The sequence below is a fragment of the Micromonospora arida genome, from assembly GCF_003857035.1.
Lineage (GTDB): Bacteria > Actinomycetota > Actinomycetes > Mycobacteriales > Micromonosporaceae > Micromonospora > Micromonospora arida.
Window position 1 is genome coordinate 23774 of sequence record NZ_QGSY01000192.1, and the last position, 23308, is coordinate 47081.

32 protein-coding genes and 4 pseudogenes are annotated in these 23308 nt (G+C 70.4%); 19 read left to right on the forward strand and 17 right to left on the reverse strand.

Annotation, left to right across the window (positions count from 1 at the left end; translation table 11 throughout):
- Positions 1-212: 212 nt before the first annotated feature.
- Entirely contained in the window at positions 213-620 is a 408-nt protein-coding gene (locus tag DLJ58_RS18000) for a hypothetical protein (protein ID WP_124857909.1), read from the reverse strand.
- 227 nt (positions 621-847) lie between these two features.
- On the opposite strand from DLJ58_RS18000, the pseudogene DLJ58_RS34615 reads away from it, so the two are divergent.
- Positions 848-919 (forward strand): annotated as a pseudogene (locus tag DLJ58_RS34615) (recombinase family protein); the annotation flags it as partial.
- Positions 920-1025: 106 nt separating this feature from the next.
- Positions 1026-1340, forward strand: coding sequence for a helix-turn-helix domain-containing protein (locus tag DLJ58_RS34620; RefSeq protein ID WP_244219004.1), 315 nt, complete (start codon positions 1026-1028; stop codon positions 1338-1340).
- Between the two features lie 462 nt (positions 1341-1802).
- Here DLJ58_RS34620 and DLJ58_RS18010 read toward each other — a convergent pair whose 3' ends face one another.
- Positions 1803-2264 (reverse strand): HNH endonuclease, encoded by a 462-nt coding sequence (locus DLJ58_RS18010; RefSeq protein WP_124857911.1) that lies wholly within the window; start codon positions 2262-2264, stop codon positions 1803-1805.
- Between the two features lie 124 nt (positions 2265-2388).
- Here DLJ58_RS18010 and DLJ58_RS18015 point away from each other — a divergent pair, with 124 nt between their 5' ends.
- Entirely contained in the window at positions 2389-2781 is a 393-nt protein-coding gene (locus DLJ58_RS18015; RefSeq protein ID WP_124857913.1) for a hypothetical protein, read from the forward strand.
- An 89-nt stretch (positions 2782-2870) separates the two neighbouring features.
- Here DLJ58_RS18015 and DLJ58_RS18020 read toward each other — a convergent pair whose 3' ends face one another.
- The 7 genes from DLJ58_RS18020 to DLJ58_RS34905 form a co-directional block, all read right to left on the reverse strand.
- The gene (locus DLJ58_RS18020) at positions 2871-3431 is read right to left on the reverse strand and encodes a dihydrofolate reductase family protein (RefSeq protein ID WP_124857915.1); all 561 of its coding nucleotides are present in this window, start codon (positions 3429-3431) and stop codon (positions 2871-2873) included.
- Between the two features lie 4 nt (positions 3432-3435).
- Positions 3436-3924 carry an SRPBCC domain-containing protein gene (locus DLJ58_RS18025; protein WP_124857917.1) on the reverse strand — a complete coding sequence of 163 codons (489 nt, stop codon included), beginning with the start codon at positions 3922-3924 and terminating at the stop codon, positions 3436-3438.
- Entirely contained in the window at positions 3924-4271 is a 348-nt protein-coding gene (locus tag DLJ58_RS18030) for an ArsR/SmtB family transcription factor (protein WP_244219003.1), read from the reverse strand. The genes DLJ58_RS18025 and DLJ58_RS18030 overlap by 1 nt, the downstream gene beginning before the upstream one ends.
- Entirely contained in the window at positions 4181-6013 is a 1833-nt protein-coding gene (locus tag DLJ58_RS34625; protein ID WP_124857921.1) for a serine hydrolase domain-containing protein, read from the reverse strand. The genes DLJ58_RS18030 and DLJ58_RS34625 overlap by 91 nt, the downstream gene beginning before the upstream one ends.
- 28 nt (positions 6014-6041) lie before the next feature.
- A complete protein-coding gene (locus DLJ58_RS18040) occupies positions 6042-6317 on the reverse strand; it encodes a hypothetical protein (protein WP_124857923.1) in 276 nt (91 codons plus the stop codon).
- Positions 6318-6320: 3 nt separating this feature from the next.
- Positions 6321-6659 (reverse strand): ArsR/SmtB family transcription factor, encoded by a 339-nt coding sequence (locus DLJ58_RS18045; protein ID WP_124857925.1) that lies wholly within the window; start codon positions 6657-6659, stop codon positions 6321-6323.
- Positions 6660-6765: 106 nt separating this feature from the next.
- Complete coding sequence (locus DLJ58_RS34905) at positions 6766-6888, reverse strand: hypothetical protein (protein WP_279635886.1); 123 nt, start codon at positions 6886-6888, stop codon at positions 6766-6768.
- Positions 6889-7165: 277 nt separating this feature from the next.
- On the opposite strand from DLJ58_RS34905, the gene DLJ58_RS34275 reads away from it, so the two are divergent.
- Positions 7166-7417: a hypothetical protein gene (locus DLJ58_RS34275; protein WP_208741181.1), complete on the forward strand. Its 252-nt coding sequence runs from the start codon at positions 7166-7168 to the stop codon at positions 7415-7417.
- Between the two features lie 96 nt (positions 7418-7513).
- Here DLJ58_RS34275 and DLJ58_RS18055 read toward each other — a convergent pair.
- A pseudogene (locus DLJ58_RS18055) lies at positions 7514-7642 on the reverse strand (IS5/IS1182 family transposase); the annotation flags it as partial.
- A 47-nt stretch (positions 7643-7689) separates the two neighbouring features.
- On the opposite strand from DLJ58_RS18055, the gene DLJ58_RS18060 reads away from it, so the two are divergent.
- Positions 7690-8019 (forward strand): DDE-type integrase/transposase/recombinase, encoded by a 330-nt coding sequence (locus DLJ58_RS18060; protein ID WP_124857927.1) that lies wholly within the window; start codon positions 7690-7692, stop codon positions 8017-8019.
- A gap of 377 nt (positions 8020-8396) precedes the next feature.
- On the opposite strand, the gene DLJ58_RS18065 is transcribed toward DLJ58_RS18060, so the two are convergent.
- Both DLJ58_RS18065 and DLJ58_RS35155 read right to left on the reverse strand, forming a co-directional pair.
- Entirely contained in the window at positions 8397-8816 is a 420-nt protein-coding gene (locus tag DLJ58_RS18065; RefSeq protein WP_124857929.1) for a hypothetical protein, read from the reverse strand.
- A gap of 129 nt (positions 8817-8945) precedes the next feature.
- Positions 8946-9242, reverse strand: a pseudogene (locus tag DLJ58_RS35155) (hypothetical protein); the annotation flags it as partial.
- Between DLJ58_RS35155 and DLJ58_RS34635 the strand changes: the two are divergent.
- Complete coding sequence (locus tag DLJ58_RS34635) at positions 9216-9587, forward strand: GNAT family N-acetyltransferase (RefSeq protein ID WP_244219000.1); 372 nt, start codon at positions 9216-9218, stop codon at positions 9585-9587. The pseudogene DLJ58_RS35155 and the gene DLJ58_RS34635 sit on opposite strands and share 27 nt — an antisense overlap.
- Here the strand turns inward: DLJ58_RS34635 and DLJ58_RS18075 are convergent.
- Positions 9557-10297: an SDR family oxidoreductase gene (locus tag DLJ58_RS18075; protein ID WP_124857931.1), complete on the reverse strand. Its 741-nt coding sequence runs from the start codon at positions 10295-10297 to the stop codon at positions 9557-9559. The two genes, DLJ58_RS34635 and DLJ58_RS18075, sit on opposite strands and share 31 nt — an antisense overlap.
- 124 nt (positions 10298-10421) lie before the next feature.
- Here DLJ58_RS18075 and DLJ58_RS18080 point away from each other — a divergent pair, with 124 nt between their 5' ends.
- Entirely contained in the window at positions 10422-10901 is a 480-nt protein-coding gene (locus DLJ58_RS18080; RefSeq protein WP_208741183.1) for an RrF2 family transcriptional regulator, read from the forward strand.
- 29 nt (positions 10902-10930) lie between these two features.
- On the opposite strand, the gene DLJ58_RS18085 is transcribed toward DLJ58_RS18080, so the two are convergent.
- On the reverse strand, positions 10931-12484 hold the full coding sequence (locus tag DLJ58_RS18085; protein WP_124857933.1) for an ArnT family glycosyltransferase: 1554 nt from the start codon (positions 12482-12484) through the stop codon (positions 10931-10933).
- A gap of 123 nt (positions 12485-12607) precedes the next feature.
- Between DLJ58_RS18085 and DLJ58_RS18090 the strand changes: the two genes are divergently transcribed.
- Positions 12608-13639 carry an aldo/keto reductase gene (locus tag DLJ58_RS18090; protein ID WP_124857935.1) on the forward strand — a complete coding sequence of 344 codons (1032 nt, stop codon included), beginning with the start codon at positions 12608-12610 and terminating at the stop codon, positions 13637-13639.
- Positions 13640-13767: 128 nt separating this feature from the next.
- Complete coding sequence (locus DLJ58_RS18100; RefSeq protein ID WP_124857937.1) at positions 13768-14355, forward strand: GNAT family N-acetyltransferase; 588 nt, start codon at positions 13768-13770, stop codon at positions 14353-14355.
- Here DLJ58_RS18100 and DLJ58_RS18105 read toward each other — a convergent pair whose 3' ends face one another.
- On the reverse strand, positions 14356-15648 hold the full coding sequence (locus DLJ58_RS18105; RefSeq protein WP_124857939.1) for an MFS transporter: 1293 nt from the start codon (positions 15646-15648) through the stop codon (positions 14356-14358). It abuts the gene before it with no gap.
- A 165-nt stretch (positions 15649-15813) separates the two neighbouring features.
- On the opposite strand from DLJ58_RS18105, the pseudogene DLJ58_RS18110 reads away from it, so the two are divergent.
- Together DLJ58_RS18110 and DLJ58_RS18115 are read left to right on the forward strand one after the other, a co-directional pair.
- Positions 15814-16044 (forward strand): annotated as a pseudogene (locus DLJ58_RS18110) (Scr1 family TA system antitoxin-like transcriptional regulator); the annotation flags it as partial.
- Positions 16035-16226, forward strand: coding sequence for a DUF397 domain-containing protein (locus DLJ58_RS18115; RefSeq protein WP_124857941.1), 192 nt, complete (start codon positions 16035-16037; stop codon positions 16224-16226). The pseudogene DLJ58_RS18110 and the gene DLJ58_RS18115, both read left to right, overlap by 10 nt.
- Before the next feature lie 94 nt (positions 16227-16320).
- On the opposite strand, the gene DLJ58_RS18120 is transcribed toward DLJ58_RS18115, so the two are convergent.
- Complete coding sequence (locus DLJ58_RS18120) at positions 16321-17553, reverse strand: MFS transporter (RefSeq protein ID WP_124857943.1); 1233 nt, start codon at positions 17551-17553, stop codon at positions 16321-16323.
- A gap of 68 nt (positions 17554-17621) precedes the next feature.
- Between DLJ58_RS18120 and DLJ58_RS18125 the strand changes: the two genes are divergently transcribed.
- The 7 genes from DLJ58_RS18125 (at position 17622) to DLJ58_RS18155 (ending at position 21958) form a co-directional block, all read left to right on the forward strand.
- Entirely contained in the window at positions 17622-18137 is a 516-nt protein-coding gene (locus DLJ58_RS18125) for a MarR family winged helix-turn-helix transcriptional regulator (RefSeq protein ID WP_208741185.1), read from the forward strand.
- Positions 18138-18192: 55 nt separating this feature from the next.
- The gene (locus DLJ58_RS18130) at positions 18193-18711 is read left to right on the forward strand and encodes a DUF2087 domain-containing protein (protein ID WP_124857945.1); all 519 of its coding nucleotides are present in this window, start codon (positions 18193-18195) and stop codon (positions 18709-18711) included.
- 52 nt (positions 18712-18763) lie between these two features.
- Positions 18764-19240: a MarR family winged helix-turn-helix transcriptional regulator gene (locus tag DLJ58_RS18135; RefSeq protein ID WP_124857947.1), complete on the forward strand. Its 477-nt coding sequence runs from the start codon at positions 18764-18766 to the stop codon at positions 19238-19240.
- Positions 19241-19316: 76 nt separating this feature from the next.
- Positions 19317-19730 (forward strand): DUF6069 family protein, encoded by a 414-nt coding sequence (locus DLJ58_RS18140; protein WP_124857949.1) that lies wholly within the window; start codon positions 19317-19319, stop codon positions 19728-19730.
- Between the two features lie 135 nt (positions 19731-19865).
- Complete coding sequence (locus DLJ58_RS18145) at positions 19866-20390, forward strand: GNAT family N-acetyltransferase (RefSeq protein ID WP_244219001.1); 525 nt, start codon at positions 19866-19868, stop codon at positions 20388-20390.
- Positions 20391-20462: 72 nt separating this feature from the next.
- Positions 20463-20888: an Hsp20/alpha crystallin family protein gene (locus DLJ58_RS18150; RefSeq protein ID WP_124857951.1), complete on the forward strand. Its 426-nt coding sequence runs from the start codon at positions 20463-20465 to the stop codon at positions 20886-20888.
- 71 nt (positions 20889-20959) lie between these two features.
- Entirely contained in the window at positions 20960-21958 is a 999-nt protein-coding gene (locus DLJ58_RS18155; protein ID WP_124857953.1) for a tyrosine-type recombinase/integrase, read from the forward strand.
- Between the two features lie 41 nt (positions 21959-21999).
- On the opposite strand, the gene DLJ58_RS18160 is transcribed toward DLJ58_RS18155, so the two are convergent.
- On the reverse strand, positions 22000-22371 hold the full coding sequence (locus DLJ58_RS18160; protein WP_124857955.1) for a VOC family protein: 372 nt from the start codon (positions 22369-22371) through the stop codon (positions 22000-22002).
- Between the two features lie 88 nt (positions 22372-22459).
- On the opposite strand from DLJ58_RS18160, the gene DLJ58_RS18165 reads away from it, so the two are divergent.
- Positions 22460-23305: an LLM class flavin-dependent oxidoreductase gene (locus DLJ58_RS18165; protein ID WP_124857957.1), complete on the forward strand. Its 846-nt coding sequence runs from the start codon at positions 22460-22462 to the stop codon at positions 23303-23305.
- Positions 23306-23308 lie beyond the last annotated feature (3 nt).

Genomic DNA, 23308 nt, shown 5'->3' on the forward strand with positions numbered 1-23308 from the left:
ACCGTGCCCGCGAGCGGCCAGGACCTGCTCCCGCACCCCGTGACGGGGCTGAAACGCCGAGGCCAACGCGGGAAGCCGACCCGCCAGGACTGGCCACGTCATCGGCGATCGAGTATGTACCGTGACCGGGGCGTGGAAGACACCGACCGGCCCGTACGCGGCGCCGATGGTGAGGGCGGACTGACTGGTGGTGTCGCCGACAGCCGCCTGCCCTAGAGGGCTGCCGGTGGAGCTGGGGGGACCGGCGGCCCTTGGTTGAACGTCACTGGCGCATTGAACTCGCCGACCGCACCGTGACTGACGCCCACGTTGATGTGGAACGTCTTGGCCTTCTCCGGGTCGGCCAACGCTAGCAAGCGCCGCGCCGCTTTCAGGATCTGCTCGTCGTCGACAACCCCGCACTCGGTCAGGGCGTCGCCGATGCGGGCCTGCCACAAACCAGGCTCGGTCTCGTCGGCGTCCAACGCCTGCACCGCAGCAGCATCAGCGTCACCGAAGCGACGCCTGAGCAGCCCCTTCAACCCCGCGTACGCATCCCGGACCGCCGCCGACGTGGTGTCCTTCACACCAGCGCCCGCACCAGCGGCCAACGCCACCGTGATCACTTCAACCGCCGACATGATCCACTCCCACCAATCGAAGACGTCTCATTCTGACGGACCGCCGCCATCAGGTCACACGCGAGACGGCCTCACCATCCAGTGGGTAACAACCGCCTTCGCTGAGCAGTGAAAAGGAGTAAGGATATTTGTGCACACCACTTCGGATACCGACAACGGCCGGCTGCGCCAAGTGCCTCTTCGACGAGGCCAGCGGCAAGAACGCCGACCGGCCCGAGCTGAACAAGGTGTTCGATCACATCCGGCCCGGCGACGCGCTCACCGTCGTCTCCCTCGACCGGCTCGGCCGTTCCCTGGAGGACCTCATCACCATCGTCGGCCGACTCAAGCGCCTCGGCGTCGGCTTCCTGTCCCTGCGTCTTCCATGTCTTCGCCGCCCTGGCCGAGTTCATCCGCACAATCATCGTGGCCAACACCAACGAGGGCCTGGCCGCCGTGCGCGCCGCCGGCCAACGCCTCGGCCGGCCACTGGCGATGACCCCGGGGAAAGTCGCATACGCACTGCAGCTGCTCGGCGAGCCGGATCGCACGATGACCTCGATCGCGAAACTGCTCGGCGTTTCCCACAGCATTCTCTACACGGCGCTGCCCGAGCTGCAGGCCGTCAAGCGCGGCCGCGGCGGGCTGGACGGCGTCCTCGCTCAGCTACCGCCGGACTCCCGGCCCGGGCCGCCGACGGTCGACCGGTACGACGTCCTACTCGGCCGGACCGGACGGTGACGCCGCTGACCTTGAATCCCATCTATCGGGACCACCAGGGAAACGGCAAAGCGGTTCCCGGTAGGCCACCATCTTGAGGCAGCGCCCCAGGTGTCGCCCTAGATCAACTGCTTAGCGTTGTTTTGGTCTGGAAACTACGGACGGGCCTCATGGATGCCGCAGATAGCGCAGCGAAATCCTTGCCGTGACCTCAGTTCGTCGTAGAAGGCCGCGGTGATCCGGTACTTGGTCCAGAGATTCATCGCTCGGTTGGAGCCGGGCCGGGCGTCCCTGCTGGCCTGATTCACGCGGCGGGAATACTCGCGGCATGGTTGACAGGAGAGCATTGTGCGACCGGTCGCGCTGACAAAGGACTCCGGCGGCCGAAGCTGCTTGCACCGCCCGCACTTCTTGGACTCGTCACGATCCCCCCAACTACCGACTTGAGTGGCGGTCCCGAAATCGGACCGTGTGAAGGGCTGACTACGAGCGGCCGTACGCGGCGCGGGCTTGGGCTACCTCGGCGGCCTCGCGTTCACGCCAGCGGCGCTGGGCCTCCCGGTTGCAACTGCGACAGACCCGACGGTACCGGCCGGTCGCCGGGTCGAGTTCACGGTCGTGGCCGTTGCGGCACTGTGTCAACTGGTTCCGGCTGCGGCAGGCCTCGGCCCGGCTGAGCTGGCGCAGATGTGTCGGCTCGATACAGTCGGCGGCACCGCAGGTCTGGTCGACGTCGAGGGCGGGGTCGTACCCGCCGACGAGGACGACGTACGCGGCGATGTGCGCCCACGCGCGACCGGCGACCTTCTGGTGCACCCCGCGTCGCCGCCCGTAACCTTCGATGACCAGGCAGCCGTTCTCGGTGCGGTGTGAGCGCTCCAGCAGGTAGGCGCGTAGCGACTCCTCGGTGTGGTACCGGGACAGACCCTTCACGGCCGAGAGCACAGTGTCACCGTACCCACGTCGCGCAGCCACGTCGAACGACGGCGGACACGCCGACGCGCCTGCGCGACGAATGGTCGTGCTCCGGCCGTGCTGTCCGCACCGGAGCTGCCGTAGCCTCGCCGGGGTGGGTCTGCTGTTGGTGCTGCGCGTTCCACAGCCGCGTCCGAAGAGCCTGCGTCGGGCTACCCGCGGGCAGCGGCGGGAGCGCCATCGCGCCGACGCCGACGAGTGGGCCACGGCGCAGGAGCGCGGTTTGCTGCTCGACGTGCCGGTGGAGAAGTTGCTGCCGCTGCTGAACGCGGCCGGCGGTAACCGACTTCCGATCTTGGGTCAGCTCGACCCGTGGTCAGATGGCGTACTCGTTCGTGAGGATCTGCCGCAGCTCGACGCTGACGTCGACCGTCTGGGGGCGGCGGCGGCTGACGACGCGGAGCGTGGGCTGGTGGCGGCGCTGAAGGCGTTGTTGGCGCGGTGGCGTGACGAGCCTGGCCTGACGCTGCACTGGTATGGAGACTGACGGAGATGCGAAAGATCGCACAGAACGAGCTGGGCGGCGCCCGTCGGCGTCACCGACACATGTCCGGGTCGGTGACGCCGACGACCGTCTCAGGTGCGGATGCGGTAGTGCAGGTACGCCACACTGTTGCCGAATCGGCGGTTGCTCAGTAGCTCCAGGTCAAGGCGGGTGCCACTGGGCAGCCCGGGCTTGCCTCCGCCGGTGAGGATGGGATGGATCAGCAGGTGGCACTCGTCGATCAGCCCGGCCTGGAATGCCTGCGCCGCGAGGTGTGCGCCTCCGATGGTGAGGTCACTGGTGGCCGAGGCTTTCATGGCACGTACCGAGGCGGGGTCGAAGCTCCTTTCCAACCGGGTCCTGGCGGTCGAGGTCGCGTCCAGCGTGGTGGAGTAGACGACCTTGTCCGCTGCCTGCCAGACGTCGGCGAAGTCGGCAGCGAGCTTCGAATGTGCGGCCAGGGCAGGGTCGGTTTCCCAGACGGCCATCGACTCGTACAGGCGCCGGCCGTAGAGGTAGGTGCCCATCGGCCGAACGAGATCAGTGATGAACGCGAGGTAGTCGTCCTCGGGTGGGGTCCAGTCGAATCTGCCGTGTTCGTCCTCGATGTAACCGTCGAGGGACACGTTCGTCACGTAGATCAGCTTGGCCATGGCGCTACACCTCGACGTCGACTGCGACGGGGTGGGCATTTCGCAGTGTGGCGTCCAGTTTGGAGAAGGCCTCGTTCCAACCCTGGTCGGCGGGGCCAACCACCCGCCCCGGGAGCCACTGACGGATCTCGAGTCGCGTCCGTCCATCAGCCTCGTCGTGGAACTCGACCCGCATCCTCGTCTCGTGCGGCTCAATGCCCTCCGGCAGCTGCCCGGTGACGTGCGCGACTCCGTCGAGCAGTTCGCCGTCCACAACGTCGGTCAGGTCGATGCGGACGGCGACTCGAAGGCCGGGTTGAGCCGGGAAGACCTCGGTCCACCGCTGGTGGCCGCCGGGCCGGACGTCGAAGTCCATCTCCTCGCGGGGCAGTGAGTTGCCGATCGGTCCCCACCATGCCGCCAGGTGGTCGGGGTCGGTGAAAGCTCGATAGACCAGCTCCCGTGGCGCGTCCACCACGCGTGAAATGACGATTTGCGGCTTGTCGCTGTCCATCAATTCTCCTTGTCGTGAGGCTTGCCCGGTGATTCGTCGTCGGGAATCGCCGGGCCGTGGGCCGTTCGGTCCGTTGGGCGGTCGGCGGCCTGTACGGCCGCGAGGTGGGCGTCGAGGCGGGTGAGGGAGGTGTCCCAGAACCGCCGGTAGCGCTCGATCCACTCGGCCGCTTCGCGCAGCGGGGCGGCCTCGATGCGGCTCATCCGCAACTTTCCCGACCGGGTGCGGGAGATGAGCCCGGCGCGTTCAAGCGCCTTCAGGTGCCGCGACACCGCCGGCATCGAGATCGGGAGCGGAGCGGTGAGCTCGGTGACCGTGGCGTCGCGGTCGGCCAGCTCGGCGAGGATCGCCCGTCGAGTCGGGTCGGCGAGCGCCGAGAACACCACGCTGAGTTGATCGCTGCCAGACACCAGAGCCTCCAGTCACTTAACCAACACGTTAAACGTAGTGCCGCGCGGCCGCAACTACCAGCGGTGATTGGCAGGGATGGTGTCGGCACCATGAGGGGCGGCGGGCTGGTCAACGGCCCGGTCGCGTGCTCGCGCCGGGGCGAGGTCGGTGGGCGGGCGGTGACCATGGCGTGCGCGCCCAGGCCCAGCCGGGTCAGCGCGAGGGCGGCGGCCAGGACGACCACGACGCGGATGCCGTGACCGACGTCCGGTGCCCACAACTGGAGTTTGGCCAGCCCGGCGCCCTCCCAGAAGGCCGGCACCTGCCGGGCGACACCGACGGCCACCAACGCGCAGGCACCGATCCAGGCGATGGTGGCGGCGATCGTCCGGCCACGGGAACGCACCGGCGGAACGCGGTCGCTCCGGCGCCCGTGCAGGACGCGGGCCCAGGACCAGGCCAGCAGGGCGAGCAGCACCGCGGCGACCCCGAGCAGGCCGACCAGAGCCCAGACCTGCATCGGATCTTCGGTGGCGGTCGCGGGCGTGCCGCCATGAAGAATGCGGGTGAGGTTGAACGCCCCGGCGCTCAGTGGCGCGTCCATGTGCAGGCCGTAGAGGTTGGTCATGATGATCACGGCGAGGTTCGAGTCGGGTGCCAGCACGATATGGGTGAAGAAGTCCGGGGTCGCGCCGGCGTGCCAGACGATGCGGGCGCCGACGCCGTCCAGGGTGCTGTTCTTCCACCCGAACCCGTAGGTGCCGTGACCGGTGGCCACGGTGCCGGTGTGCAGCTGTCGCGTGCCCTGCGGTCCGAGGATCCGGGTGTCGCCGTAGCGGCCTCCGGCGAGCTGCGCGATGGCGTAGTGGGACAGGTCGTCGAGACTGGCGGCGAGGAACCCGTAGGGCACTCCGGCGGTGTCGAACGGCGCGGCGAAGCGCTGCGGCCGGCCGAGGTAGTACCGGTGACCGGGCGGGATGCCGACGGCGCGGGCCTCGTCGGCGGTTGCCGCGGAGTGCGTCATCTGGAGCGGGTCCAGCACGTGACGGCGCAGGTAGCCGCCGAAGGTGTCGCCGGTGACGTTCTCGACGAGCGCGCCGAGGATCATGTAGTTGGCGTCGCTGTACTGATACGTCTGTCCGACGGCGGTGGTGGGCCGCACGCTGGCCAGGTCCCGTACGGAGCGGGCCAGCGCGCCGGGGCGGTTGTCGTAGCGGTCGGTCAGGTCGGTGCTCCACACCTGCGGCAGGCCGCTGGTGTGGGTCAGCAGTTGGCGGACGGTGACCGTCCGGGCGGTGTCCGCGTCGCCCAGGCGCAGCCACGGGAGGTACGTGGAGGCGGTGGTGTCGAGGTCGATCCGGCCGGCCTCGACCAGTTGCGCCACCGCCAGCGCGGTGAACGACTTGCTGGTGGACCCGAGCAGGAACGGCGTCTGCGTGGTGATCGGTCGGCCGTCGCCGTCGACGCCCCATGCGCCTCGCTGGACGACCTCGTCGCCGCGAATGACCGCGTACGCCAGCCCGGGTGCCTTGATCTGCTTCAGGTACGCGCGTAGGTAGCGTTCGCCAGCGGCGAGGTCGTCGGCAGCCGCGGGGCTGGCCACGACCGGGGCGACCAGCCCCGCGGCTGTCACCATCAGGCAGCCGGCCACGGCGACGAGCTGTCGGGCCCGCGTCAGCGCGTCATTCCAGGTGCTCATGTGGCGCGTCCTCCCCGTCGGTGGGCCGTCAGCCGATTTGGCTCAGCAGCTTCTCGAGCGCGGCCAGGCGCTGCCGAACCTCGCCGAGCTCGTCCCGCACGCCCTTGATCTCGTCCGCCGTGGCCTGGGCGCCGGTGGCGCTGCGCTCGGCCAGCACCCGGTAGCCCTCCTCCCGAGCCGCCGCGTACCGGGCGCGGTAGATGCCCGTCCCGATAAGACCGGCGACCACGATCATCGCCGTCACGATCACCGCCGCGGCGATGGTGGAGGTCTGTGCGATGTCCAACGCGACCTGATGGGTCATTGCTCACTTCTCCTGTTCTGCGGCCGGCCCGGAGCCGGTCAGGTTCTGTGCGGCCAGTGCGATCGCGTCCAGATCGAGGGACACCGTGAACGGCACCGCCTGGACGTACTTCACCGAGCTGCCGTCCGGTGCGGTCACCAGCTCGCCGGTCACCAGGCCGGCCGCTTCCAATTTCTGCAGGTGCATGTAGAGCAGCGGCCGGTTCATCTGCAGCTGCCGGGCCAACTCGCTGACGTAGGTCCGCTGCCGGGCCACGGCGGCCAGGATCCGCAGCCGGTGCGGGCTGGCCAGTGCGGCCAGCAACGACACGAGTTCGTCACCGGTCGGCGAGGTGCCGCTCATCCTGGTTTCCCTTCTCAATGAAGGTGTCAGATTTCTCTGACGCCCTCTGTCAGCTGAGTCTGACAGGGGAGGGCGGCAGGTGTCAACGAACGCCGTCGCGCGCCGGTCACTGACCCCAGGGCGGTAGCCAGACCTCGACGTCGGGGGCCTGCGCCCGCCGGGAGGCGAGGTAGTCGCGCAGTGCCAGCAGCGCGGGATGCGGGTTGTCGTCGCGCCAGATGAGGAACATGGGGTAGACGGCCGCCGGGCCCCGCACCGGTACGCGCCGCAGGTCGTAGCTGTCCGGCCACAGGTACCGGGTGCGAACGCCAGCGAGGGTCGCCAGCTCCGCGGAGTCGGCGATCTCGGCCAGCAGCGCCTCGTTGCCGAAGACCGGCCCGACCAGGTCGATGGTGAGACCGAACGCGGCAGCGAGTTCGTCGTAGTAGTCGGACCATTCGGTGCCGGGGCCATGCCGGGCATCCAGATGCGGTGCTCGGCGAGTTGCGCGGGCGTGCGGCGGGCAGGTGACGCGCGGCGACGGTGACGGCGTGGAAGGTGGCGTCGACCGTCCCCGCCTCGACGGCGGCCATCGCGGCGTGGACGTCGGCGTCGAGGGTGACGACGTCGAGCTCGATGCGGGGATGCGCGCGGTGGAAGTCCTGCAACAGCACCGCTGGTGCGATCCGTCGAATGTGCACGTCGACGCGCAGTGCCCGTCGACCCGGGCGTACGGAGGCGTCGGCGCGCGCCTCCGCCCTACGAAGTCGCGCAAGTAGGCGGGTTCATGGCCTGAGGGTGGAGCGGGTGTCCCAGCGGTAGAGGGTCCAGGCTTGGCGGATGAGGCTTCGGACGGTGATGATCGCGTCGGCGAACTGGGCGAACACGCCGAGTTTCATCCACTCGTCGCGGCGGTTGCGGATCGTGGTGGCCGAGCAGGTCGAGTCGGCGATGGCCTCGTAGGAGCAGCCGAACCGCAGCACTTGCAGAAGCCTGTCGAATACGGCAGGCGGCCGGCTGGCGGGTCGGGGAGAACACCGTCGTCGCGCGGATGGCGGCCCTCGGCCTGGCCGGCCGCACCCCGCGCCGGCGGCGCAGCCTCACAAAGCAGGGCAAACGGCGGGCCGCGCCGGACCGGGTCCGGCGGCAGTTCACCGCCGTCGCACCGAACCTGCTGTGGTGCGGCGACCTGACTGAGATCACCACCGATGAGGGCAAGCTCTACCTGTCCACCGTGAGCGACCTGTACTACCGCCGGCTGCTCGGCTACGCCATGAGCGCCCACCACGACGCGGACCTGACCACCGCGTCGCTGTCCATGGCCGCCGCGACCCGCAGCGGCACCACCGACGGCATCGTCGAATTCTACAAACGCCCGTAGACGTCACAGCCTTCGACCTGGGCGAGCAGCCCTTCGCCGCCAGACAGGTCGCAGAATTCGACGTGCCACCGATGCCGTCCCCGTCAAATAATTCAGAACGGGTACCTGCGGTGGCCGTCTACTGCACGACTCGCGCGGACGCGATCCTGCCCGTTACCCGATTGCCGGTTGAAGGCCGCGTGACGACACGCTAGCTAGAACTGGCCGGCGTGGAAGAAAGAGACGGCATCGCGGTCCTTCTCGCCGGACGGGTACTCCAATTTCATTGGCATTGCCTGCGCCCTTCAGCCATCAATCAATGACGGGGCTCGACTCAAAGGACTCAGCCCGATAACCACACCGGGCTGAGTCCTTTGAGTCAATGGGATGCAGAACTTTTAATACATGTTGACCTGAGGCTGCCAGCTATCGTAGGCCTTCCTCATCTTGAACCACTTGACCCGCCATGTGGAGTTATTGATCACCGTGCAGGATCCGCCATAGCTGTCAGTGCTGGTGGTTGAACTGCCGCTTCCTTCGATGAGGTATGCCACTTGAACGACTTTGCCGTCATTCGTATTGTCACAGATTTCGAGTCTTGACTTGGTGGCGCCACTAGTGTAATTGGTGGCGCATGTCCGGTCATAGCCGTCATACGAGCACTTGGTTGTGTCCGCATAAGCGACGCCCGGTATCGCAATCCCGGTGAGCACCATCGCGACTCCGAGCGCGGAGGCCCTGGCGGTGCGACTAAGCGTTCTCTTCATCGTTCCCCCGTCTGGCGGCATTGCCTTGTGGACAATGCGACGCATGTCCATGCATGGATCATACGGGCCCCTAGTCGCTGGGTCAACGCGTTCGACTTGGGGACGCCGGTATAGGGGCGGATCCGGCTCTGAAGCCGCCCCTATACTCGCCAGCGTCAAGGAGGATCGGCGGCGAGGTTGTCAATCCCCGAGATGCGTGGAAGGTTCTTTAGAAGTCGCGCAAGTAGGCGGGTTCATGGTCGGCGGGTGGAGCGGGTGGATGACGTCTTCCTTGCGTTCGTAGCAGCGTTGGAGCCGGTTCAACGCGTTGTGCCAGGAGTTCGTGCGCTCGACGTGCCACCGCTTGGTGGCTTGGACGGGGACCTTGACGCCTTTGCGTGCGATCTCACCGGTCAGACCGCGTTCGGCGAGGAGTTCGCGGGTCGCGGCGGAGTCGTAGCCGGCGTCCAGGTGCACGGTGATGTCCTCGGGCAGTTGACCGAGATCTTCCACCCCGACCACGGCGGTCGCGGGTTGGCGACGGAGGCCGCCACCGCGCTGCTGGACTGGGGTTTCACCGAGTTCGGGTTGCACTGGGTCTACGGCCGCTGCCACTGTCGCAACACCGCCTCGGCCCGGCTGATGGAGCGACTCGGATGCGCCAGGAGGCACGCCATGTCGAGAGTTACCTGTTCCGGGGGAGTGGGCCGACCAGCTTGTCTTCGCGATCCTGGCACGCGAGTGGCAGGCCGAGACCCGCACGCCGCCGACGTGATCGTTCACCACGGCGACGTGCGGGTCGGGTCCACACCTCAGACCTGGCGGTCGAGCCACTCCCGGTAGGCGGTGGGCGCGATGACGGCGTCGTCGCCTGCGATGAGGACATCGCCGGACATGGCGGCGAACATGCCGGCGGTGTCGTCGGTGGTGACGGTGCGCTGGTCACCGCGGGCGGCGAGCGTGACGCGCCCCAGCTCGTCGAGGGCGAAGACATCCGGGCCGGCGACGTTGCGGATGCCCTTGAGCGGCGCGCCCATGCTGACCTCGGCGACGGCCTGCGCCACGTCGGCGGCGGCCATCGGCTGCACCGGCGTGCTGGGCAGGCGGACGGTGGTGTCGTCGGCAGTCCAGGACATGATCGCCTCGACGAACTCGAAGAACTGGGTGGCGCGGACGATCGAGTACGGGATCGGACCGGCCGTGAGGATCTCCTCCTGGAGGGTCTTGGCGCGGTAGTAGTCCAGGTCGGGCACCTGGTCGACGCCGACGATGGAGAGGATCACCGCGTGGCCGACACCGGCGCGAGCGGCGGCGGCCAGCAGGTTGTTCATGGTCGTCTGGAAGAAGGCGGGCGAGGCCTCGTCGAAGGTCGGTGAGTTCGTCAGGTTGACGACGACCTCGGCGCCGGCGAGCCCGTCGGACAGGCCCCGCCCGGTGAGCAGGTCCACCCCGGTCGACGGCGAGAGCGGCACCGCCTCGTGGCCCGCAGCCTGCAGGATCTTGACGACCTGCGACCCGATGAGGCCGGTCCCGCCCAGTACGGCGATCTTCATGCCATGCACCTTCCCGTGACGTGTGGTCCGACTGCTGAAGCTCAGCAGATACTCGGACCTTCCTTGTCCGAGAACTATACTCGGACACAAAGGGTCTGGGTAACGGGGTGACTAGGGTGACGTCATGAAGATGTCCGGCGGGGTCGAGTGGGCGCTGCACTGCTGCGTGGTGCTCACCACCAGCCACACGCCCGTTCCGGCGGCCAAGCTGGCGGAACTGCACGACGTCTCCAGCAGCTACCTCGCGAAGCAGCTCCAAGCGCTCGCCCGCGCCGGCCTGATCCACTCCGTGCAGGGCAAGTCGGGCGGCTACGTGCTGACCCGCGCCCCGGAGAGCATCACCCTGCTCGACGTGGTCCGGGCCGTCGACGGGCCCGGCCCGACCTTCGTCTGCACGGAGATTCGCCAGCGCGGCCCCTTCGCGACCCCGGCCGACGCCTGCACCACCCCGTGCCCGGTGTCCCGCGCCATGTGGGCGGCCGAGGACGCGTGGCACCAGGCGCTCGCCGCGGTCACCATCGCCGATCTCGCCCGCGACGTCGACGCCACCTCCGGCCCCGAGGCGCTGGTCGGCATCCAGGCCTGGCTGACCGGCGGAGCCTGACCCGACCCCGCGGAGCCGGGCGAACACGGTCAGCCGGTGTGGCGTACCTCGGTGTCCCAGATCTGCGCCCACGGACGCCGCAGCCCCCGGCACACGTGGACCGGGCCGCCGTTCTCGTCGTTGTCCACCTCGACCCGCTGGTCCACCTGCCCGGCCAGGGTGCACTGCTCGAACCACGTGTTGAGCTGGTCGGGGCGCTCCCAGCCGACGGCGATGACCACGTCCGCGTCGGCGGGCGGCCGACCGAAGTCGACCATGCTGTTGTGCCCGGAGTACGCCCGAGGTAGACCACGGGCCGGCCCGTAGCGGGCCACCGCGCCGGCCTCGCCGTAGTTGCCGGTGAGGACGACCGCCCGCGAACGCTCCGGCGGCGACAACCCACGATGGACGGCCGCGAGGGAGTCGGCGAACTCGGGCCAACCGATCGTCTCGCCAGCGTCGTAGTTGACGTCGACCACGAAGGCGGGCAACCGGTCGGCCGGCAGCACCGGCAGCAGCAGCACGACGTTGGGCAGCAGGAACGGCACCACACCCAGCGCGAGCAACCCCCGGCGCCACCAGAGTGACCCGCGCGAGGCCCACGCCACGGCGACCAGCGCACCGGCGGCGGTGAGGACCAGCAGCAGCGGCGCGTCGTAGTAGCCCTTGCCGCCGGCGATCAACACGATGCCGACCACCACCAACCACGCCCAGCCCACCGCCCGGTAGGCCCGCCACGCCGGTCGGCGGAGCAGCGCGACGAGACCGGCGATCCAGATCGGCACGGCGTACGGGCTGATGATGACGAACTGGAGCGTGAACGCGTCGAGCCGGCCACTGTAGGAGCTGTCACCGTCGGAGATGGACCCGGCAACGCCGAGCTGCGGGAAGCCGTTGGTCGCCTGCCAGATCAGGTTCGGCGCGGCCAGCAGCACGGCGATCCCGGCCCCGGCGAGAACCCACCGGTCGCGCAGCAGCCGGCGTGGCCCGGCGATGAGCACCCCGGCGACCAGGCCCACGGCCAGCAGCGCCGGCAGCAACTTGCTGAGCATGCCCACACCGATCGCCAGCCCGATGCCCAGCGCCCAGCGGCTGTCACCGGTGCGCAGCAACCGCACCGCGCACCACGCCGCGACCAACCAGACCAGCAGGTCGACGGTGGTGGTGCTGAGCAGATGACCACTGGCGAGCACGATGCCGGAGAGCGCGGCGAGCACCGCCGCGAAGAGCTGCCCGCCCCGGCCGGCGCCCAACTCCCGGGCGATGGCGGCCACCAGCAGCACCGCGCCGCCGGCCAGCACCGCCGACGGGGTACGCAGCACCACCAGGTTGCCCGGGGCGATCGTGTCGAGCAGCCGGGCCAGCACCGGGACGAGCGGCCCCTGATCGACGTAGCCCCAGTCGAGGTGCCGACCGGCGAGCAGGAAGTACAGCTCGTCGCGGTGGTAGCCGTAACGGCCGGCGAGCAGCAGGAGCGTCACTGTGGTCGCGGCGGCCACCAGCCACGGGCCGCGGGTACGAACGCCGGGCTCCGGCGGCCGCCCCGACGGCGGCGACTGGCTCGGCCGCTGAGGTCGGTCGATCTCGATCGCGGGCTCGCTCACCCGCTCATGATGACTGGCGGCGTCGCCCCGTGGGTGCCCCTAGCGGCGTTCGGCACGGTCCCGAATGCGGGTGGACGAGGCGGGTGCGAAGATCAGCTTTGTCACTCGGACCGAAAGGACGATATGCGCTATCGCACTCTGGGCAGCACCGGCACCGTGGTGTCCACCCTGTGTCTGGGCACGATGACCTTCGGCGCGGAGACCGACGAGGCCGGCAGCTTCGCCCAACTGGATCGGTTCGTCGAGGCCGGCGGCACCTTCATCGACACCGCTGACGTCTACTCCACCGGCGTCTCCGAGGACATCATCGGGCGTTGGCTGCGTAGCCGGCCCGACGTGCGTGACCGCCTGGTGATCGCCACCAAGGGGCGGTTCCCGATGGGGCCGGGGGCAAACGACGCCGGCCTGTCCCGGGTCCATCTCACCCGCGCCCTGGACGCCAGCCTGCGCCGCCTCGGCGTCGAGGCCGTCGACCTGTACCAGGCGCACGCCTGGGATCCGCTGACCCCGCTGCCGGAGACGCTGCGGTTCTTCGACGACGCGGTCAGCGCCGGCAAGATCCGCTACGCGGGGGTCAGCAACTTCACCGGCTGGCAGTTGCAGAAGGCCGCACTGCTCACCCAACACCTCAACCGCACCCCGATCGTGACCCTGCAACCGCAGTACAACCTGCTGGCCCGGGACATCGAGTTCGAGCTGGTGCCGGTCTGCGAGAACGAGGGCATCGGCATCCTGCCGTGGTCACCGCTGGGCGGCGGGTGGCTGACCGGCAAGTACCAGCGCGACAGCACGCCCACCGGCGCGACCCGGCTCGGCGAGAACCCGCAGCGCGGCGTCGAGGCGTACGCGGGTCGCAACGCCGAGGAGCGCACCTGGCGGGTGCTCGACGCGGTCCGCCAGATCGCCGACAACCGGGGCGTGTCCATGTCGGCGGTGTCGCTGGCCTGGCTGGCGGCCCGACCGGCGGTCACCTCGGTGATCCTCGGCGCGCGGACCACCGACCAGCTCGACGACAACCTGACCGCCGCCGACCTGGTCCTGGACGCCGAGCAGATGCGGCTGCTGGACGAGGCGAGCGCCCCGCTGGTGGGCGACTACCCGTACGGCGCGGCCGGAGTGCGTCAGCGCGGCCGTGACCTGCCGGCCGGATCATGACCTCGTTCCCCGAGCCCACCGACCCGGCCGGCAGCCGCACCGAGGTCTTCCTGCGCTACCTGGACGTGGTCGCCGAACTCGCGGGCGGCCCGACCGGGGAGTGAGGCCGTCGGCTCGATAATGGGCGGATGCCGTTGCTCGTCGCACCAGCCCTGCCCGCCGGGAGCCTCGCCGCCCAGGAGCAACCCCACCTCCCGGTACGCCACGGGCTGGCCCTGCGGCCGTGGCGCGACGACGACGCCCCGGCCGTCCGGGCCGCCTTCGACTGCCCGCAGATCCAGCGATGGCACGTGCGTCGCCTCGACAGCGACGACGAGGCGCGGTCGTGGACGGCGCAGTGGCCGAGCCGGTGGCGCGACGAGACGGCCGCCAGCTGGGCGATCGTCGACGCCGACGACCGACCGCTGGGTCAGGTGGGGTTGCGGGGCGTGCTGCTGACCGAGGCCTCGGCGCAGGTGTCGTACTGGTTGTTGCCCGCCGCGCGTGGTCGGGGCATCGCCACCGAGGCGCTGGGGGCACTCACCCGGTGGAGTTTCACGCGGGCCGGTCTGCACCGGCTGGCCCTGGATCACTCGACCGCCAACGCGGCGTCGTGCCGGGTGGCCACGGGGGCCGGCTTTCCGGTGGAGGGCGTGCTCCGAGGGTCGGTTCGCCACGCCGACGCCTGGCACGACATGCACCTGCACGCACGGCTGCGCACCGACGGCCCGATCTGATCACCCGATCTGCTCGGTGGTCGGCGCGAATGGCGTCGGCGTCGCACCATCCTCGTCGGCGCGTCGCATCGCCCGCGGCAGTCGCAGCGCGACGACGCCGGTAGCCACCAGTCCACCGACCCCCGCGACCATCAGCGTCACCGGGGCCGAGGTGGCGTCCAGCAGGACACCACCGGCGAGGTAGGACGTCGCGGCGGCGACCCCGATCGCACCGTACAGATTTCCGAAGACCCTGCCGCGCATGCCCGGTGGCACCGTGCGTTGCAGCAGCGTGCTGGAGGCGACGTCCATGGCCGCCAACCCGAACCCACGGACGGCTTGCAGGGCGATCGCGGCGGCGACGGCCCAGGCGAGCCCGGTCAGCAGGTTGCCGACACTGCTGACGGCGAAGCCCGCGATCAGCAGCAGCGGCATCGACGCCCGGGTGCCCCACCTGGACAACATGGCGTAACCGGCCACCAGTCCGACACCGACCGCGCCCAGCAGGAGCCCGACCGCCGATTCGCCGACGTGAAAGGTCTTTTGAGCCAGCAGCACCAGCGCCACGTCGTCGACCCCGTTGAAGGCGACCACCGCAGTGAAGCCAAGGAAGATCACCCGAACCGTCGGAACACTCAACAGATAGGCGACGCCCGCTCTGGCCTGTCGCAGCAGGGACGGCTGCCGCCCGGCACCGGAAGTTGGCGGTAGTGAGGGGAGCGTCGCGAGCAGCACGGCCGAGACCAGAAACGACACGGCGTCGACGAGCAGTACACCACGCAATCCGACCAGCGGGAACAGGGCCGCGGCGAGCAGGGGGCCGACCGCCTCCGCCGCGTTGGAGCCGAACCCGAGGGTGGAGTTGGCGGTCTCCAGGTCACGGTCACCGACCAGTGCGGGCACCGCCGCCCGAGACGCCGGTTGAAAGAGCTGCGACGCGGTGGCGCGAACCGCGACGAGAGCCAGCAGCATCGGCAGCGAGGGCATTGTCAGCACGATGACCAGCAGGGCCACAGCTTGGATGAGTTCGCAGACGACCATCAACCGTCGAAGATTGAGCCGATCAGCGAGGGCACCGGTGAAGGGACCCAGCAGGGATGGAGCGAAATCTCCGACAAGGAGCAGGAGCGCGACTGCCAGCCCCTTACCCGTCGTCTCGGCGACGTGGAAGATCAGCGCGACAAGGCTGAGCGAATCGCCCGCGTACGAGACGAGCCGTGCCGAGAAGAGCGTTCGGAATGGTCTGTTGCGGCGAAGCAGTTGGGTGGGACGCAACGGCGCAGCGTCTGCCGTGGCGGACGCTGCGCCGGGCATCTCGGAACTCCTCGCTGAGGGCTGCGCTGAGGTGTCGTGTCGCCGTCGCCGAACCCGGTGTGGTGCGGTGCGCAAACACGGGACGGGTGACACCGTTCAACCCACCAGCCCGTAGGTGAAGGTAGTCATCAGAGTGTCGGTGAGCGCGGCTTTTATGGTTGCCGGGTAACGGCGGACGCGCCCAGCTACCCCGGCCTCGACGGACCGTTCACCATCGCCGACATGCCGGACGGGTCGCGGGTCGCGCACGTCGACAGCGCGGCACGGGCGCAGATCCTCGACCAAACGTCGGATCTTGTTAGCCTGGAGCGGCGGTGGGAACGTATTCGCGGCGAGGCCCTGCCCCGAGGGCGTTCGTTGGAACTTCTCAGAGAAGCGGCAGCATCATGGACATGACCGGTGCGCAGTGGCGGAAGAGCACGAGAAGTGGCGGCAACGGTGGCAACTGTGTCGAGGTTGCCGACAACCTTCCGGGAGTGGTCCTCGTTCGTGACACGAAGGACCGCGACGGCGTGACGCTGACGTTCAGCCCGCGATCGTGGTGTGCCTTCGTCGCGATGGCCCGCGACGCCGGCTGACCGGCCACATCGCACAAAGGCTCCCGGCGCCGACCGGGAGCCTTTCGCGTACGCCGGGCCGGCCGTCGGTTGCCACGAACGACGAGCAATCCGATCAGCGGAGCGCGGCGGGCTCGGCCGGTTGCGGGTGCGGAGTCGCCGGCCAGGTGAGTCGGCGTACGCCGGGAACGAGGGCGGTGCCCGCGCAGGAGGCGAGCACCAGCAGGCCGGCGACGGCCAGCGGGACGGGTGCGCCGAACGCGTCGGCGGCCAACGGCGCCAGCGCGTATCCCAGCGGCATGGCGCCCAGCGACACCAGCCAGTCGTACGAGGTGACCCGGGCCAGGACCTCGGGCGGGAAGTGGTGCTGCACGACGGTCTCCCACACCGGGTTGAGGTAGCCGAGGGCGGTCAGCGCCACCGCGTAGGCGACGATCACCGCGGGGGCGGGCGCGGCGACGGCGAGCAGGAACAGCGGCGCGGCGTAGCAGGCCAGCCCGAGGTTGGCCAGCAGCACAGGCCGGTGTAGCCGGACCCGCCCGGCCAGCAGCGATCCGGTGAGCATCCCGATCGCGCCGGCCTGCAACAGCAGCACCCAGGTCGTCTCGCCACCCAGGCGGTCGATGGCGACGGCCGGCCCGAGGGTCATCAGCACGGCGGCGGCGCCGTTCCACACGCCGTGCCCGAGCAGGCTGGTCCAGAACCAGTCGCGGGCGCGTACCTCGCCGAAGCCGTGCCGCAGGTCGGCCAGGACGGATCGGCGGGGCACCGGCACGTGGCGGACCCGCACCAGCGCGAGCAGTGTGGCGCTGAGCGCGAACGACGCGCCGTCCAGGATGAACGCCCAGCCGGGTCCGGCGGCCCAGATCAGCGCGCCGGCCAGGGCCGGGCCGGCGAGGCGGCTGGTGTTGGCGGTGATCCCCATCAGAGCGTTGGCCCGCTGCCGGTCGGCCGGTTCGACGGTGCCGGCGACCAGCGGAGACGCGGTCGGAATGGCGAAGGCCGAGGCGATGCCGCCCAGCGCCGACGCCACCACGACGGTGCTCAGCGACGGGTCGCCGCCGAGCAGTTCGACGCCGACCGCGACCTGGGTGGCGCAGCGGACCAGGTCGGCCAGCAGGGCGACCCGGCGGGCGTCGAACCGGTCGGCCACGACGCCACCGAACGGCAGCAGGAGCAGCCGGGGGACAACGGCGGCGGCGAGGACGACGGCCAGCGCGCCGGTGGAGCCGGTGGCACGCAGCACGGCCAACGCCAGCGCGGCGGGCACCACCGCGTCGCCGATGGCGGAGATGCTGCGACCCAGGAACAGCAGCCGGAACGAGGGGTTGCGCAGTGGGTGAGCCATGACCCGAGCATAGTTCGACGCCGAATATTTCGGCAATGAATATTTCGGTGCTGAGGTAAGCTGGTGCGGTGACCACGACTCCAGACGCCGTCGACCAGCACATCGAGCGCTGGCTGCCCGTGGTGCCCGACCTCGACGCGGACGTCGAGGGGGCGGTGACCAGGATGATCCGACTGACCCGGCACCTGCGGGCGGTCAAGGAGCGGGTCCTGGTCGACCTCGACCTGCCGGCCCACGAGTACGACACCCTGCACGCCCTGGCCGGTCGTGGCGGCCGGGCAGCCCCCTCGGATCTCGCCGCGGACCTCGCGATGGCCCCCGCCTCGATCACCGCGCGAGTGGACACCCTGCTGCGGCGGGGCTTCGTACGCCGGATTCCGTCGACAGTCGACCGTCGACGCGTCGACGTGGAACTCACCGAGGCGGGTCAGGCCGCGTGGCGCGGGGCGATGGAGGTCCAGGGCGCCGAGGAGCACCGCCTGCTCGGCGCGCTCACCGTGACCGAGCGGCGACACCTCTCCGACCTGCTGCGCCGGGTGCTGCTCGTCGCCGAACAGCCACAGAGCACGTCGCAGACCGACTGAGCGGGGCCGAAAATCGCCTGGCGGCGCGCGTACCGCTGATGCAAGGGTGACCGGCGTGACTGCGCATGTGCTGGCCGGGGCCCTGGCCGACGACGGACGGCGACGGATCTTCGCGGCGATCGTGCTGGGTGCGACCAGCGCGACCGAGGTCGCCGAGCGGACCGGCCTGCCGGTGCGGGTGGCGCTCACCGGAGTCCGCCGGCTCACCGACGCGGGCCTCGTCACCGGCGCGGACGGCACGCTCGCGGCCGACGAGTCGTCGCTGCGGGCCACCGCGCGCGACAGCCGCCCGGCCGACGACGCCGAACCCGGCGTCGATCCGGTGCTGCGGACCTTCCTGCGGACCCCCGGCGTCCTGGTGGGTCTTCCGGCGCAGCGGGGTCGACGGCGGGTGCTGCTGGCGCACATCGCCGAGCAGTCGTTCGAGCCGGGCACCCGCTATCCGGAGCGGGCCGTCGACGACGCGCTCAAGCCGTGGTGCGCCGCAGGCGGGTCGGATCACGCGACGCTGCGCCGGTATCTGATCGACGAGCAGTTGCTCATCCGCGAGCACGGCATCTACCAGCGGCCCTGAACGCCGGTTGCGTGAACCGTCTGGTTGCGGAGGATCTTGCTAGCCTCGGCGCATGACCTCGTGCACGCCCTCCGATGGCCCGCCGGACCTGTTGTTCCTGCTCTCCTGGGCGAGTCACGCGTTGCAGACCGAGCACGCCGCCGGCCTGGCCGAGCTGGGCATCTCGCCGCGGGCGCACTACGTGCTGGCACAGGCCCACACCGGTGAGCTGACCCAGCGGGAGATCGGCGAGCGGTGCGGTGTGGACAAGACCACGATGGTCGTGACGCTCGACCAGTTGGAGCGGGCCGGGCTGGCCGAGCGCCGTCCGGTGCCGACGGACCGACGGGCCCGCATGGTCGCGGTGACGCCGGCGGGGGAGCAGGTGCTGCGGCAGGCGCAACAGGTGGTCCGGCGCATCCAGGACGACCTGCTGGCAACCCTGCCCGAGCCGGACCGGGAGGTGTTCCTGCGGGCTCTCCTGGCGCTGGTGAGCGGACCACTGGCCAACACCTCCCCGTACGCGCCGGGGGCCCGCTCCGGCTGTTAGTTCCAAGAAAGATAGTCCCGAACAAGACTATCTGTTACGGTCGTACTCGTTCGTTTCCCCTGAACGAGGAGCCGTCATGAGTGCTGCCGCCGCCACGACCCCCGCCCCCTCACCACTGCGCCGCCGCGCCCTCGGCGTCGCCGCCGCCGTCGTGGCTCCCCTGGCCATCTGGGCGATCGGCGCGTTGGCCGGAGTCGACTACACCGTCGAGAGCCCGGGCCAGCCCGCCACTGTCATCGGGGCCGGCGCGATCGTCATGATCGCCCTGGCGGCCGCCCTGCTCGGCTGGGCCGCGCTGGCGCTGCTGGAGCGGTTCGCCACCCGGGTCGCACGACCGCTCTGGATCTCGCTGGCCATCGTCGTGACGGTGCTGTCCTTCGTCCCCGTGCTCAGCGTCGAGGCCACCGGCGGCGCCAAGCTCGCCCTCGGCGCAACGCACGTGGCCGTGGCGGTCGCGTTGATCGCCCTGCTGCCCCGCCCTCGCCGGTAAGCGACTGGTATTCCCTCCGCCCACCTCGTGTCGCGCTGACCACGGGGTGGGCGACGCAGGCGGGGTGGATGTCGCAGGGGCAGCAGCGCCGCCGCGGCCGGATAAAACCGTTGACCGGGCGGTGATGATCAACAGGTGACCATTAGCGCCCGGCCCACCTGGACGACCAGCAGCAGCCGGCCCGACCACCCCGACGCGGTACTGCTGCTGCGCGAGTACATGACCGAGATGGTGGTTCGCTATCACCGTCGCCCGGCCCTGCCCGGCGAGGTCGACGCGGCGCTGGCCGAGTTACCCAGCGACGACCTGACAACGCCGAGCGGGCTGCTCCTGGTCGCCCACCGCGACACCGAACTGGCCGGCTGCGCCGGGCTGCGCTGGCAAGCCGGCTGGGCCGAGCTGACCCGGGTGTTCATCCGCCCCGAGCACCGCGGCGCCGGTGGGGGCGCCGTACTGCTGGCCGCCGTCGAGGAGCAGGCCCGCGCGGCCGGGGCGGACCGGATCCGGCTCGACACCCGGCACGACCTGGTCGAGGCCCGCGCCCTGTACGCCCGGCACGGCTACGCCGAGATCCCGGCGTACTCGCGGGGCCCCTACGCCGAACACTGGTTTGAAAAGCGGCTGTCCGGAGCAGTTGACGTCAGCGCGCGGACGCGCTAAATAAGAAGAGGAAGTTGAGTCAGCCCGGCTCAACTCATCACCTTCGGCCAGGAGAACCGAGGAGGCATGACGATGTTGATGCGTACCGACCCGTTCCGCGAGATGGACCGGCTCGCCGAGCAGTTCTTCGGTACGGCGGCCCGTCCCGCGACGATGCACCTGGACGCCTACCGCGACGGCGACCACTTCTACGCGGCGTTCGACCTGCCCGGCGTCGACCCGGACAGCATCGACTGCACCGTCGAGCGCAACGTGCTCACCGTCCGCGCCGAGCGTCGCCGGCCAACCGGCGACGGCGTCGAACTGGTCGCCGCCGAACGCCCGATGGGCACCTTCACCCGGCGGCTGTTCCTCGGCGACACGCTGGACGCCGACAAGCTGGAGGCCGGCTACGAGAACGGGGTGCTGACGCTGCGCATCCCGGTCGCCGAGCGTGCCAAGCCCCGCCGGGTGACCATCAAGGCCAACGGCGACGCGCGCCGAGAGATCAACGCCTGATCCGACACGGTGACGGGTGGGATCGGCGCGCCTGCACGCCGATCCCACCCGAGGCTGAGAGCCTTTTTCACATGGTGTTCTCCGACGCTCCGGTGCTCGCCCGCCCGTCCGCGCCACCGGCGCTGCCGAGCGGGCCGGTCGAGGTCACCGAGGCGTGGCTGCGCAACCGGCGGCTCTCCGAGCACACCCGCGACGCCTATCGACGTGACGTCACCGGCTGGCTCCGCTGGTGCGCCGGTCACGACCTGGACCCGCTGCGGGCCACGTTCCTGCACGTCAACGAGTATGCCCGCGCGCTGGAGAGCAGCGTCGACGCCCGCAGCGGCCGCACACTGACCCCGGCGACCGTCGCGCGCCGACTCTCGGCCCTGTCCAGTTGGTACGACTTCCTGGTCAAACTGGGCGCTGTGCCGGCCAACCCGGTCTCCGGCGCCGACCGCCCCCGCGTCGACCGGGACCACTCCGCCACCGTCGGGCTCACCCCCGAGGAGGTGGACGCCCTGCTCAGCGCCGCCGACGCGGACACCGGCGCGACCGCCGTACGCAACCGGGCGGCGCTCGCGCTCCTCGCCGACCTGGGTCTACGGGTCGGGGAGCTGATCTCGCTGGACCTGACAGACCTCGGCACCGAACGCGGCCACCGCAGCGTGCGTTTCGTCGGGAAGGGCGGCAAACAACGTCGCCGCGCCCTCACCCCCGGCACCGGGCACGCCGTGGACGCCTACCTGGCCCAGCGGGCCGCCACCACCGGCGTGCCGGTGCCGCAGCTCACCGGCCCGCTGCTCGTCACCGCCAGCGGTGCCCGGCTGGACCGGCACTCGGTGTTCCGGATGGTCCGTCGGCTCGCCCGCGCCGCCGGCATCCCGGCCTGGGCGAAGCTGTCCCCACACTCGCTGCGGCACGCCTTCGCCACCACGGCCCGCTCGGAGGGCGTGCCGTTGGAGGATGTGCAGGACGCCATGGGGCACGCCGACCCGCGCACCACCCGCCGCTACGACCGGGACCGGCACAACCTCGACCGCGACCCGGCCTACGCGGTGTGGGCGGCCCGGTCGCGTCGTCGCGGCTGAGCAGCGCCCGCCGCGTCAGCTCTGCGGGAGCGCCCGCCGCGTCAGCTCTGTGGGCGGGGGCAGATGCAGAACGGCTGCCCGATCGGGTCGAGAAGCACCACCCACCGGTCGCCGCCAGGCTGGAAGGCCGGCTTCGACGCGCCTGCGGCGACGAACTTCTCCTCCGCCGCCGCCAGGTCGTCGACGTAAAGATCCAGGTGGTAGCGCTTGTCGCCGGTCTGGTCCGGCCAGGAGGGCGGTCGGTAGCCCTCGACCAGCCCGAAACCGATGGAGACGCCACCGGAGCTGATCATCGCGTATTCCGGTTCGCTGTGGGTGACCTCCCAGCCCATCGCCTCGTGGTAGAACGCGGCGTGGCCGGCGGGATCGGAACTGTCGAGGTTGACCATCGCGAGGTCGGCAGAAGTTGTCACGCCGGCAGTATGCCGCCGGGGCCCGACAACTCCGGTCCCGCGACACTCGCGGCGGCCCAGCGTCTGGCCCCCGCCCTATGGTCGGCGGATGAGACACGGTCTGGAGATTTCCTGCGGCGGGGCCGCGGTCGCGGTGTCCACTCTGGTCGAGCTGGGTGAGCTGGCCGAACGTGCCGACTGGGACGGCGTGTTCCTGGAGGACTATCTGATCCACTATTCCGGCGACGAGCCGTTCACCTACGACCCGTGGCTGGTCCTCGCCGCGATCGCCGGGCGCACCGACCGGGTGCGACTGGGCACCACGGTCACCGCGCTGCCGCGGCGTCGCCCGGCGAAGTTGGCGCGGGAGGTCCTCACCCTCGACCACCTCAGCGCGGGCCGGGCCACAGTGGCCGTCGGTGTCGGCGACCCCGGCGACCGGGGCCTGGCCGCCTTCGGCGAGCAGACCGAGGTGTCCGTGCGGGCCGCGATGCTCGACGAGGGTCTCGACCTGCTGACGGGGCTGCTCAGCGGTGAACGGGTCAGCCACCAGGGCACCCACTACCGCGCCGACGGGGTGTCGCTGCGGCCTGCGCCGGTGCAGTCGCCGCGAGTGCCGGTCTGGGTCGGCGGGAGCACCCAGGCCGGGGCGGTGCGCCGCCGGGCCGCCCGCGCCGACGGCATCGTGCCGTACAAGCTCACCGACACCGACGGGTGGTCCGACTTCACCCCCGACGAGGTACACGACCTGGCGAACGCCCTACCAGCGACGCGCGCCGACGGCCAGCCGTTCGACGTGGCGGTCGGCGGCCGGCGGCGCCGTTCCGACGAGCGCACCGAACGGGCCTACCTCGGTGAGCTGGCCGCCGCCGGCGCCACCTGGTGGCTGGAGTTCGTCCCGGCCGGCGATCCGGCGACGATGCGCGCAGCCGTTGCCCGAGGCCCTCTGCGCTGACCC